This window comes from Pseudohaliea sp., from assembly GCF_054552115.1.
This window is the reverse complement of sequence record NZ_JBTOLW010000007.1, coordinates 121,752-133,426: the sequence shown is the minus strand read 5'-3', so window position 1 is coordinate 133,426 and position 11,675 is coordinate 121,752. Positions and strand designations below refer to the sequence as shown.

The 11,675-nt window shown below is 69.9% G+C and carries 9 protein-coding genes; 6 read left to right on the top strand and 3 right to left on the bottom strand.

Features of this window, described 5'->3' with window-relative positions; genetic code table 11:
• The first annotated feature begins 192 nt into the window (after positions 1-192).
• Positions 193-1,566, top strand: a complete 1,374-nt coding sequence (locus ACX93N_RS05850) for an aspartate aminotransferase family protein (RefSeq protein ID WP_459427465.1) — start codon at positions 193-195, stop codon at positions 1,564-1,566.
• 24 nt (positions 1,567-1,590) lie between these two features.
• Here the strand turns inward: ACX93N_RS05850 and ACX93N_RS05845 are convergent, their stop codons facing one another.
• On the bottom strand, positions 1,591-1,950 hold the full coding sequence (locus ACX93N_RS05845) for a nuclear transport factor 2 family protein (protein WP_459427464.1): 360 nt from the start codon (positions 1,948-1,950) through the stop codon (positions 1,591-1,593).
• A 128-nt stretch (positions 1,951-2,078) separates the two neighbouring features.
• Between ACX93N_RS05845 and ACX93N_RS05840 the strand changes: the two genes are divergently transcribed.
• A complete protein-coding gene (locus tag ACX93N_RS05840; RefSeq protein WP_459427463.1) occupies positions 2,079-2,630 on the top strand; it encodes a chalcone isomerase family protein in 552 nt (183 codons plus the stop codon).
• Position 2,631: 1 nt separating this feature from the next.
• On the opposite strand, the gene ACX93N_RS05835 is transcribed toward ACX93N_RS05840, so the two are convergent.
• Complete coding sequence (locus ACX93N_RS05835; protein ID WP_459427462.1) at positions 2,632-4,266, bottom strand: glycerol-3-phosphate dehydrogenase/oxidase; 1,635 nt, start codon at positions 4,264-4,266, stop codon at positions 2,632-2,634.
• Between the two features lie 91 nt (positions 4,267-4,357).
• Here ACX93N_RS05835 and ACX93N_RS05830 point away from each other — a divergent pair, with 91 nt between their 5' ends.
• Positions 4,358-5,467: an MBL fold metallo-hydrolase gene (locus ACX93N_RS05830; protein ID WP_459427461.1), complete on the top strand. Its 1,110-nt coding sequence runs from the start codon at positions 4,358-4,360 to the stop codon at positions 5,465-5,467.
• 3 nt (positions 5,468-5,470) lie between these two features.
• Positions 5,471-6,361, top strand: coding sequence for an alpha/beta hydrolase (locus ACX93N_RS05825; RefSeq protein ID WP_459427460.1), 891 nt, complete (start codon positions 5,471-5,473; stop codon positions 6,359-6,361).
• Positions 6,362-6,375: 14 nt separating this feature from the next.
• Here the strand turns inward: ACX93N_RS05825 and ACX93N_RS05820 are convergent, their stop codons facing one another.
• Positions 6,376-7,575, bottom strand: coding sequence for an iron-containing alcohol dehydrogenase (locus ACX93N_RS05820; protein ID WP_459427459.1), 1,200 nt, complete (start codon positions 7,573-7,575; stop codon positions 6,376-6,378).
• Between the two features lie 160 nt (positions 7,576-7,735).
• Between ACX93N_RS05820 and ACX93N_RS05815 the strand changes: the two genes are divergently transcribed.
• Positions 7,736-8,737 (top strand): NAD(P)H-quinone oxidoreductase, encoded by a 1,002-nt coding sequence (locus ACX93N_RS05815; RefSeq protein WP_459427458.1) that lies wholly within the window; start codon positions 7,736-7,738, stop codon positions 8,735-8,737.
• 45 nt (positions 8,738-8,782) lie between these two features.
• Positions 8,783-11,665: a S8 family peptidase gene (locus ACX93N_RS05810; RefSeq protein WP_459427457.1), complete on the top strand. Its 2,883-nt coding sequence runs from the start codon at positions 8,783-8,785 to the stop codon at positions 11,663-11,665.
• The last annotated feature ends 10 nt before the right edge of the window (positions 11,666-11,675 follow it).

Genomic DNA, 11,675 nt, shown 5'->3' with positions numbered 1-11,675 from the left:
AGGCAGGACGCCGAGCCCGAGCCGCCATGGATGGCGAATCGGCGTGTCCCGGGCAGCCTCTCCCGCCGCACGGCCGGCATGGGTGGCAGCCAACGCCGACGCAGGACCTACACCATCGTGTTACTGGCTCCGCGGGAACGCTGTGCCACACTTGTGCGCTGACTTGAGCAACACGCCCAGCGAGGACACGCCATGAACAAGCCCGTCGACACGGCAACGCTGAAGGCCCTGGACCAGGCCCATCACCTGCACCCGTTCACGGACCTCTCCGGCTATGCCCGGGACGGTGGCCGCATCATCAGCCGGGCGGAGCATATCTACATCTACGACACCGACGGCAACCGCATGCTCGACGGCATGTCCGGGCTGTGGTGCTGCAACCTCGGCTACAGCCAGCCGGCGATCGTCGAGGCAGTCACCCGCCAGCTGCAGGAACTGCCGTACTACAACAACTTCTTCCGCTGCTCGAACCAGCCCGCGGTGGAACTCGCCGCAGCGCTGGTCAAGGTCACCCCGGAGCGCTTCAACCACGTTTTCTTCACCAATTCCGGCTCCGAGGCCAACGACACCAACATCCGCCTCGTGCACCGCTACTACGACCTCCTCGGCAAGCCGCAGAAGAAGCAGATCATCAGCCGGCGCAACGCCTACCATGGCAGCACCATCGCCGCGGCGTCCCTGGGCGGCATGAAGGCGATGCACGAGCAGGCCATCGGCCTGTCCTACGTGCACCACATCAACCAGCCGCACTGGTTCGAGCTCGGGGGCGAGCAAAGCCCGGAGGAGTTCGGCGTGGCCGTGGCGCGGGAGCTCGAGCAGAAAATCGACGAGCTGGGTGAGGACAACGTGGCGGCCTTCATCGCCGAGCCGGTGCAGGGCGCCGGCGGGGTCATCGTGCCGCCGGAGAGCTACTGGCCCGAGGTGCAGCGCATCTGCGACGAGCGCGACATCCTGCTCATCGCCGACGAGGTGATCTGCGGTTTCGGCCGCACGGGCAACTGGTTCGGCAGTCAGACCTACGGCATCCGCCCGGACCTGATGACCTTCGCCAAGGCGGTGACCAACGGCTACATGCCCCTGGGCGGCGTCATGGTGAGCGACAGGCTGGCGGAGGTCCTCCTGGCCAGCGGTGGCGAGTTCGCCCACGGGCTCACCTACTCCGGGCACCCGGCGTCCTGCGCCGCGGGCCTGGCGACGCTCGGCATCATCGAGGAGACCGGCGTCATCGCGCGCGCCGCCGAGGAACTGGCGCCGCGGCTGCAATCGCAGCTGGCCGCCCTCGCCGATCACCCGATCGTCGGCCAGGTGCGCGGACTGGGCATGTTCGCCGCGGTGGAGCTCGTGCGCGACAAGGCAACGCGGGAGCGGCTGGCACCGGAGTCGGAAGCGGCGGAGTACTGCCGGGACTGGGCCAATGCGAACGGCCTCATGGTACGCCAGACCGGCAATGCCATGATCATGGCCCCGCCGCTGGTCAGCCACCCGGAAGAGATCGACGAGCTGGTAACCCTGCTCACCCGGGCGCTGGACGCCACCGCCGCGCACTACGGGGTGCGCGGCAGCTGACGCGGCCCAGGCGAAGGCTCAGGCTCAGGCGAAAAGCGCGCTGTTGTCGATGAAGACGAGGTAGCGGGACACACGCCCTTCCGCCAGGTAGAGCACGTTGGCGAAGGGCACGGTGAGCGTGCTGCCGTCGCGGCGCTCGTAGCGGACTTCGCCATGACAGGTCAGCCGGTCCTCACTGTCCCAGAGCGCCTCCACGTGGTGGGACACGCCCCCGAGGGCCTCGAAGAAGGTGCCGACATAGGCCTCGATGGCCTCGCGACCCGTCACCGGGGGCGCATTGCCGAACTGGAACTCGGCGTCGTCTGTGAGGAAGGCGGCAAAGGCCCGCGCGTCCCGGGCATCGATGGCGGCGAAGAGGCGGTCGGTATCGAGCGTTGCGGCCACAGCGGGCACCTCCGGTGAACTGCCGCGCAACCCTATAGCACGGGGGCGGGGCCGGCAAGGGGAACCCTGAACTGGCTGCAGAGGTCCAACGTATAGTTTACTCACGTTACGCTGATGACTACGCGACCATGAGAACAGGACGCAAGGCGCCAGGCGCCACCCTCGCCGCGCTGGCCATCGCCCTCGCCGGTGCCCCCGCCACCGCTGCGCCGGGGGCGGGCCTGGCGGACACCTCCGCCTCGGCCCCGCTCGCCCTCGTCGGTGAAGCGAAGCTCGAGGTCCTGTTCTGGTCCATTTACCGCTCCCGGCTCTACTGCCCCGGGGGCGTGTACGAGCCCGGCGTGCGCCCCCTGCGCCTGGAGATCGAGTATCTCCGGGACATCCGCAGCGAAGACCTCGTCAAGCGGACGGCACAGGAGTGGGACAAGCTCGACGTTACCGATCCGGCGCGGGAGCAGTGGCTGACAAAGCTGGAAGCGCTGTGGCCCGATGTCGAGAAAAACGACGTGCTCGCGGTGGAGCTCGACGATGACAACCGCGCCACTTTCTTTCACAACGGGCAGCGCCTCGGTACGCTCGACGATCCCGCCTTTGGACAGCAGTTCGTCGCTATCTGGCTGTCCCCCGAGTCCAGCCGGCCGGAAATGCGCCTCGCCCTGACGGGCAAGCGCGAGGGCTGAGTCAGCCCGGGGCCGCCCGGCGGGCGGCTGCCTCGTCACCGAAGTATTCCGCCAGCCGCGCCCCGGCCTCGTCACCGAAGAAGATCCCGCAGGCCTCGCGCAGGCCGGGCGCATTGCGGATGACCTCCTGGCGCACGACCAGCTCGATCTTGGAGCGGCGGCGCAGGAAATCCTCCAGCGTGACGATCATCTCCCGCCGCGCCGCCAGCTCGATCTCGCAGCGGGTGTATTCCGCGTTCTCGATCAGCAGCTCGGCGCTGCTGGCGTCCTCGCGGATGCGCTCGAGCAGCATGAACGCCGCGTTGCCGTAGCGGCGCCAGAAGCGTTCGGACAGGGGCTCCGGTGAGCTCGGGTCGGTGAGGTCGTCGAGGTCCATGAGCCGGGCCTCGCGCAGGAAGCGCTCCCGGGATTCCTCCCCCGGCTCGCCGTACCACTGGCCATCGGGCTCCGGCGCCCGTATACCGAGGGCGGCGATATGCGCCGCTACCTCGTCGCCGACGTTGAGGCAGTCAGTGAGCTTGCCGCCGAAGATGCTGAGTTCCCGCCGCGCGATGTCGACCTCGATGACGTGCTTGCGCGACAGCTGCACCCAGTCCACCTCGCCGGTCTCCCCGGCAACGGCGAGGGGGCGCACGCCCACCCGCTCGGCGATGACATCGTCGACGGTGAGGGGGCGCTCGAGGTCCAGCAGCGCATTGACGTTCGCGAGCACGAACTCGCGGTCCTCGGCGGTCACCCCGACCTCGGGATCCGTCACCTTCGTATCGGTGGTGCCGATACAGGTCACCGGCCCCATGGGAATGAGAAAGAACAGCCGGCCGTCGCTGGCAAAGAACGTGAGCACACGCTTGTGGTCGGTGATCCGGTCGACGATGAGGTGGATACCCTTGGACATGGCGTGGTGGTGGCGCGTGGTCGTTCCCAGGCGCCGGTTCAGCGGGTCCGCCCAGGGGCCGCAGGCATTGATCAGCGCCCGGGCGCGCACCGTGAAGCACTCGCCGCTGCGCACGTCGCGGGCGGAGACAGTCCAGCGGCCGTCACTGAAGCGGGCATCGTCGACACTCACATAGTTCGCGGCGAGGCAGCCGCAATCGAGGGCCTGGCGGACGAAGCCGAATACGAAGCGGGCGTCGTTGTCATACAGGTAGGCATCGGAGTACTCCACACCGCCAGCGGCGTTGCGGGTGTCGACGACGGGTTCCGCAGCCTCGATGGCCCGGGGCGTCAGGTACCGCGGCGGCCGGGTCCTGCAGCGTCCCAGGAACCAGTACAGGACGCTGCCGAGGAAAATGAAGAAGGGCCAGAAGCGAAAGCCCTTCTGGATCGTGGTGAAAAAGCGGATTTCCTTCACCGTCGACGGATAGGCGCGCATCAGCTTGTTGCGGGACTTGCAGAGCTTGTTGACGAGCAGGTACTCGTGGCTCTCGAGGTACTTGATACCGCCCCAGGCGAGATTGCTGGAATTGGAGCTCACGCCGCTGGCGAAATCATCGCGGTCGAGGAGCCCCGTATCCACACCCCGGCCGGCGAGCGCCGCGGCGGCCACGGCGCCGTTTATTCCGCCGCCGACGATGAGGACATCCAGCTCCCGCTCCCTGAGGCGGGCGATATTACTGTTGCGCAGCGATGCGGACATGTCGCGCCTGCGTGTACTTGCCGGGTCCGGGGTGGACACACGCACCTCCCACGACCACTATAGACGCTTGATTCCCGCGAACAACCGAGTGATGCCCGTCGAACCCATCCCTTCCACCGGACCCGGTGCCGGCAGCGACAGCAGCGAGACCTTTCGCGGGCTGAGCTACCCCTACGGGCGCCAGGTGGATCCGGCGCCGGGCGAGCCCTGGAAGATCGCCGACGGCGTGTACTGGGCGCGCTTCCGCATGCCGCTCAGCCTGGACCACATCAACCTGTGGCTCCTCGAGGACGACGACGGCTGGACCGTGATCGATACCTGCCTCGACCTCCCCGATGCGCGGGAAACCTGGGAAACGCTGTTCGAGGGGTTCATGGGCGGCAAGCCCGTGCGCCGGGTGATCTGCACCCACATGCACCCGGACCATGTCGGCCTCGCCGGCTGGCTGACGGAGCGCTTCGGCTGCGCCCTGTGGATGTCCCGGGAGGAGTACCTCATGTGCCGCTCGCTGGTCGCCGACACGGGCCGGCCGGCGCCGACGGTGGCGCTCGATTTCTACCGCGCCGCCGGCTACAGCGACGACGACATCGATGAGTACAGGAAGCGCTTCGGCTTTTTCGGCAAGGCCGTCTCCCCCCTCCCGGACAGCTTCCGCCGCCTCGTGGACCGGCAGACCCTGACCATCGGCGGCCGCTACTGGCTGGTGGTCGTCGGCAGCGGCCACTCGCCGGAGCATGTCTGCCTCTACTGCCCGGAGCTCCGCCTGTTCATCGCCGGTGACCAGGTGCTGCCGCGCATCTCTCCCAACGTTTCCGTGTTCCCCACGGAGCCCGAGGGCGACCCGCTGCGCGAGTGGTTGCGCTCCCTGGCGCGGATCCGCGAGATGCTGCCGGACGACCTGCTGGTGCTGCCGGCCCACGAGGCGCCCTTCCAGGGCCTCCACGTACGCCTGACCCAGCTCCTGGAGAGTCACAACCGGGACCTGGACGCGCTCTTCGACCACCTTGAGGAACCGCGCCGGGTCGTCGACTGCTTTCCGCCCCTGTTCAACCGGGAAATCCGCGGCGGCTCCCTGGGGCTGGCCACCGGCGAGGCCCTCGCGCACCTGAACTGCCTGCTCTACCGGCGCCGCATCGTCCGCGAGCGCGATGGCGACGGCGTGCACTGGTACCGCCAGCTGCCCTACACGAGCGAGGACTGAGCCGTGCTCCAGGGCCTCAAGGTCGCCGCCCTGCGCCGCTATTACCGCTTCGAGAACTGGCGCGCCTGGCACGGCAGCAACGTGCATGCGGAGCCCGGCGCTCTCGCCCTGCCCACGGAGGCCGGGAGCGTGGCCGGACACCTCTACCGCGGCGGCGCGCGCGCGGGCGAACGGCCGGTCATCTGCTGGTTTCACGGCGGCGGCTGGGTCATCGGCGACCTGCAGACCCATCATCCCTTTTGCAGCGCCCTGGCTGCGGCCACCGGCTGCCACGTGGTCTCCATCGACTACCGGCTGGCCCCGGAGCACCCCTACCCGGCGGCCCTCGACGACTGCAGCGCGGCCGTGCGCTGGCTGCGCCGCAACCTCGCGGACCTCGGCCCGAGCAACGGGCGCCTGGTGATCGGCGGCGACAGCGCGGGCGGCAACCTCGCCGCGGCCTGCGCCCTGGACCGGGAAACCGCCGGCGAGGGCGACGGGCTCGCCGCGATGGCCGGCGTCCTGCTGGTCTACCCGGTGACCGACCACTACGACGCGGACCACGGCTCCTACGCGACGCGGGCCGACTCGCAGCGACTCACCGCCGCCCTCATGCGCTGGTTCTGGGACACCTACCTCGCGGGCGCGGACCCGGCCTCGGCGCTTTCCGCCATGCCGCTGCGGGCCGACAACCTCGGCGAACTGCCGCCCACGCTGGTGATCACCTGCGACCGCGACCCGCTGCGGGACGAGGGCGTGGCGCTGGCCGAGCGCGCGGCCGCCGCCGGCGTGCGGGTCACCCACCACCATTTCGACGGGGCGGAGCACGGCTTCGCCTGCGGCATGGGCATGACGCCGGAGGCGGAGCAGGTCCTGCAGCAGATCTCGTCCTGGCGCCACTCCCTCGGCGCCTGAGACCCGGCCGGGCTTCAGGCGGCGATCTTGCCGAGGATCGCGCGGGTGCTGGCCGGGTCCAAGAGCCGCGGCGCGAAGTAGCCGGCGGCCTCGTTGACAGCGAGATCCACCAGGTAATCGAAGTCCGCCGCCTTGACCTCCTCCGTCTTTTCCGGGATGCCGACGGCCGCGCTCAGTTCGCGCACCGCAGCGATGAAGGCGTCGGCCTGCTGCGCCCGCGGCTGGCCGGCGTCGGCGGCACCGACGAGCACGGCCAGCTCCGCCAGCTTTTCCTCGGCCTCGTCGCGGCAGAACTCGAGCACGTGCGGCAGCACCAGGGCATTGGCAAGGCCATGGGGAATGCCGTACTTGCCACCGATCTGGTGGGCGATGGCGTGCACGTTGCCGACGTTGACCTGGTTGATGGCGATACCCGCGTAGTAGGCCGCCATCGCCATCGCGTCGCGGGCCTCGCGGTTGGCGCCGTCGTCATAGGCCGTGCGCAGGTTTTCGAAGATCATCCTGATCGCCCGGCGCGAGTATTCCGTGCGCGTGCCGCGGTCCCAGGTCGAGATGTAGGCCTCGACGGCGTGGGTCAGCGCATCCATGCCCGTAGCCGCGGTGATCGCCGGCGGCATGCCGAGCATCAGGTCCGAGTCCAGCGCCACGGCGGCGGGATGCAGCCCCTTGCCGGAAAGCACGCCCTTCTGCTTCGTCTCGCTGTCGGAAATCACTGCCCCCATGGTCGCCTCGGACCCGGTACCGGCCGTGGTGGGGATCACGTAGATGGGGATGACGTCGTGCTTCACCTTGCCGAAGCCCACCCACTCGCGCGGGTCCTCGTCGCTGCAGCCACCGGCGGCGATGACCTTGGCCGCGTCGATGGAGGAGCCGCCGCCGACCGCGAGCACCGCGTCGGCACCGTGGGCCTTGAGCGCGGCGATGCCCTCGTCGACCTGGGTGAAGGTCGGGTTGGGCTGTACGCCGTCGTACCAGGCGAGTTCGGCGCCGCCGGCGACCAGCGCCTCGACCGCCTTGTCGGCGATGCCGAGGTCCCGGAGCGGCTTGTCGGTGACCACCAGCAGGCGGCGCTGGCCGCCGCGGAGAATGTGCTCACCGAGCTGGCGGCTGCTTCCGGGCCCGGCAAAAGCCAGGTAGGAAACGGAAGGGGCGAAGGCCACGAGAACCTTGACCAGGGCGAAGTAGAGGCTGTGCTTGATTTTCCTTATCAGCATGGACGGTAATCTCCGGTACGTGCCTGCGTGAGGGCGTCGCGGACCCGGTGTTTACAGTGCCCACAACCCGTGCAAGGGTAGCAAGGCCGGCGCAGGCGTTAAACTGCGCTCCCGGGATCTGCCACCGGTGCCGGGCCGACAGCTGGAAAGAGGGAAACCCATGAGCGACACCCTGCCCGCCGAGCGCCACTACATCGCCATCGCCGAGGACGAGGCGCGCAGCCTGAGCCTCGAACAGGATGCCTGCCCGGCCCCGGCCCCGGGGGAAGTACTGATCCGGGTCGCCTTCGCCGGGATCAACCGGGCGGACCTGCTGCAGCGCCGCGGCCTCTACCCGCCGCCGACGGACGCCTCGCCGATCCTCGGCCTCGAGGTCGCCGGCACGGTCCTCGCGTGCGGCGATGGGGTTACCGGCTGGGCGCCCGGTGACGCCGTCTGCGCCCTGACCCATGGCGGTGGCTACGCCGACGTTGCCCTGGCGCCGGCCGGCCAGTGCCTTCCGGTGCCCGCGGATTACAGCCTCGCCGAGGCCGCGGCCCTGCCGGAGGCACTGCTCACGCTCTGGCACAACCTGTACCAGCGCTGCGGGCTCAGGGCCGGCGAAAAGGTCCTCATCCACGGTGGCGCCAGCGGAGTCGGCACCCTCGCCGTGGCCGTGGCGGCGGCCCTCGGTGCGACGGTCTACAGCACCGCAGGCACCGCCGAGAAGTGCTCGCGCCTCGAGGCCCTGGGAGCCACCCGCGCCTTCAACTACCGCGAGGAGGACTTCGAGGCGGCGCTGGAAGCGATCGGCGAGAAAGCCGCCATGGACGTGATCCTGGACATGGTCGGCGGGGACTACGTGCAGAAGAACCTGAACGTGGCCGCGCCGGAGGGGCGTATCGTTTCCATCGCGTTCATCCGCGGCCCGAAGGCGGAGCTGAACCTCGCGCCCCTGCTGCTCAAGCGGCTGACGCTGACCGGCTCGACACTGCGCGCGCAGTCCTTTGCCCAGAAAGCGCGCATGGTGGAGGAATTGCGCGAGACCGTTTACCCGGTGCTCGACAGCGGCGCCGTGCGTCCGGTCATCGACAGCGAGTTCCCGCTCGCGGACGCCGCGCTCGCGCACGACCGGATGCAGTCCGGCGAGCACCTGGGCAAGATTCTCCTCACCGTCGCATGACGCTATAGTGGCGCCCACGCGGGCGGGCAGGGGCGAGCGGCGAGCATGAGGACGAGAGAACCCGGCCGGGCCCATTTCTGCCTGCTGGCGGTGGCGACCGTGCTCGCAGCCTGCGGCGGCGGTGGTGGTGGTAGCGGAACAGTTGCGCCCGCCCCGGCCCCCGAGCCCGCCAACCGGGCCCCGAGCGCGGTGGCCGGCCCTGACCTGGCCGTAACCGGTGGCGAGCTGGTCACCCTCGACGGCAGCGCAAGCAGCGACCCGGACGGCACCATCAGCCGCTGGTCCTGGACCGTCAGCGAGGGCCCGGAGCTCGAGCTCAGCGGTGCCGACAGCCCCCACGCGAGTTTCACCGCCCCGGCCTCCTTCAACAGCTACGATGTGGTACTGGCGCTCACGGTCACCGACGACGACGGCGCCAGCGCCAGCGACAGCGTCACGATCAGCGTCACCCCCGCGGAGGAAGCCCCCCGGGTGAGCCTCGGCGGCCGCGTGGTGCCGTCCGTGAACCAGGTCCTCGATTCGGACACCAACGACCCGGCCAACCTGTACCGCGCCAACGACTCGCGCGCCGATGCGCAGCCGGTCGGCAACCCGGTCACCATCGGCGGCTACGTGAACCTCGCGGGCACCGGCGCCGAGGGACGCTCCCGGGTCGGCGGAGACCCGGAGGACTTCTTCGCCGTGGAACTCCTCGAGGGGCAGTCGATCACACTCCTGGTCGCGGACTACCGGGGCGCGGATGCCGACCTCTACCTCTATGACGACAGCGGTGAGATCGTCGATTTCTCCATCGAGGTCGGTGAACTGGAGCGGGTCTCGGTCCCGGCGGACGGCCGCTACGCGGTCAATGTCTCGGCCTTCGATGGCGCCACGAACTATACGCTCGCCATCGGCGGCGCCGCCTCGGTGGCGGCCGTCCCCCGGCCGACGCTCGTCCCCGGCGAGGTCATCGTCCGCTACCGTGGCGACGACCGACGCGCCGAGGCCGAGGCGCGGCGCGAGGCCGCCCGGGCGGCGGAGGACCTCGCCATCAACCTCGGCCTCGACCCCGTGGCGGGCGCCGGCGGCCGCGAGCGGCTCCTGTCCCTGCAGCCGGTGAGCACCGGCTCCCCCCGCGCCCGCGCCCGCCAGGGACGGGCCGCGGCCAAGGCCGACGCCATTGCGGACCCGGCGCGGCGGCGGGACTGGGACACGCTGCTGGCCGTGAAAACGCTGCGCCGGAACCCGGCGGTGGCAAGCGCAGCCCCCAACTATCGGCGCAAACCCGCGGCATTGCCCAACGACGAGTTTCTCGACCTGCAGTGGCACTTCACCCAGCTGCGGCTGCCCACCGCCTGGAACAGCACCACCGGCGACCCGGGCATTGTCATCGCCGTGGTCGACACGGGTATCCTCGCCGGGCACCCGGACCTCGCCGGCCAGCTGGTCGACGGCTACGACTTCATCCGCGACCCGGAGGTCGCCGCGGACGGCGACGGCATCGACCCGGACCCGGAGGAAGCCGCCAACCCCACGGAGCCGGAGCCGGTCGCCTTCCACGGCACGCATGTGGCCGGCACCATCGCCGCGCGCGGCAACAACACGATCGGGGTCGCCGGCGTCGCCTACCGCAGCCGCCTCATGCCCCTGCGCGCCCTGGGCGCCACCTCGGGCACCAGCTACGACGTCGCCCAGGCCGTGCGCTATGCGGCCGGCCTGCCCAACGATTCGGGGCAGCTGCCGGCGCGACCGGCGGACATCATCAACCTGAGCCTCGGCGGCGAGGGCTTCAGCCAGGTGGCCCAGGATCTCTACCGCGAGGTGCGTGAGGCGGGGATCCTGCTGGTGGCCTCCGCGGGCAACGAGAGCTCCGACACGCCGAGCTACCCGGCGGCCTATGACGGCGTGATCGCCGTCGCCGCGGTGGACGCCCAGCGAGAGGCGGCGGGCTACAGCAACTTCGGTCCCCACATCGACATCGCGGCGCCCGGGGGCGATACGAGTGCGGACCTCACCGGCGACGGCTTTCCCGACGGCATCCTGAGCACGGGGCGCAGCAGCGAGGATTTTGCCTATACCTTCCTCCAGGGCACCTCCATGGCTGCCCCGCACGTCAGCGGCATCCTCGCACTCATGAAAAGCATCAACCCGGCGCTCTCGCCCGCGGCTGTCGACCGGCTCCTGCAGGATGGTGAACTGACGACGGAACTCGGCGCCGGCGGCCGGGACGACCGCTTCGGTTACGGCCTCGCGAATGCCGCCCGGGCGGTGAACGCGGCACTGCGCAGTACCGGCGCCGCCGTCGAGGAGCCGCGGGAGGTCACGGCCAGCGCCCGGACCCTGAACTTCGGCAGCATTCTCGACAACCTGCAGCTGGACATCGCCGGCAGCGGCGGCGCGGTGGTCACGGAGATCGGCAGCAATGCGCCCTGGCTGCGCGCCAGCGCGGAGGCTACGGATGGCGACGGCCTCGGCCGCTACCGGGTCACGGTGGACCGCGGCGGCCTCGATGCGGGCGTCTACGCCGCGCAGCTGCGGGTGGAATCCAACGCCAATCCGCTGCTCATCGATGTCATCGCCTCGGTGGCCGGGGCTACCCGGGCCGACCTCGGTACCGTCTATATCCTGCTCTACGAGCCCGCCATCGATACCGTGGTGGCACAGACCACGACCCGCCTGGAGGACGGCGACTACGACTTCTCGCTCCCCGGGGTCGCAGCCGGTGTCTACCAGCTCTTCGCCGGCACGGACTTCGACAACGACCTGCTCATCTGCGACCCCGGCGAGGCCTGCGGCGCCTACCTCACGGTCGACCAGCCCGTGTCCATCGAGGCCGATGGCGACCGCGGTGATCTCGTCTTTCCCATCGAGTACCAGGTCACCATTCCCTCCGTGGACGCCACGGCCGCCCGCCCGGGCGACAGCGGCCTGTCACGGGAACAGCGCTGAAGAGGAGAAA

Excerpts from the sequence above, each read along its gene's own strand:
- ACX93N_RS05850 (WP_459427465.1), top strand. The coding sequence starts at position 193 with ATGAACAAGCCCGTCGACACGGCAACGCTGAAGGCCCTGGACCAGGCC.
- ACX93N_RS05840 (WP_459427463.1), top strand. The coding sequence starts at position 2,079 with ATGAGAACAGGACGCAAGGCGCCAGGCGCCACCCTCGCCGCGCTGGCC.
- ACX93N_RS05835 (WP_459427462.1), bottom strand. The coding sequence starts at position 4,266 with ATGTCCGCATCGCTGCGCAACAGTAATATCGCCCGCCTCAGGGAGCGG.
- ACX93N_RS05830 (WP_459427461.1), top strand. The coding sequence starts at position 4,358 with ATGCCCGTCGAACCCATCCCTTCCACCGGACCCGGTGCCGGCAGCGAC.
- ACX93N_RS05820 (WP_459427459.1), bottom strand. The coding sequence starts at position 7,575 with ATGCTGATAAGGAAAATCAAGCACAGCCTCTACTTCGCCCTGGTCAAG.
- ACX93N_RS05815 (WP_459427458.1), top strand. The coding sequence starts at position 7,736 with ATGAGCGACACCCTGCCCGCCGAGCGCCACTACATCGCCATCGCCGAG.
- ACX93N_RS05810 (WP_459427457.1), top strand. The coding sequence starts at position 8,783 with ATGAGGACGAGAGAACCCGGCCGGGCCCATTTCTGCCTGCTGGCGGTG.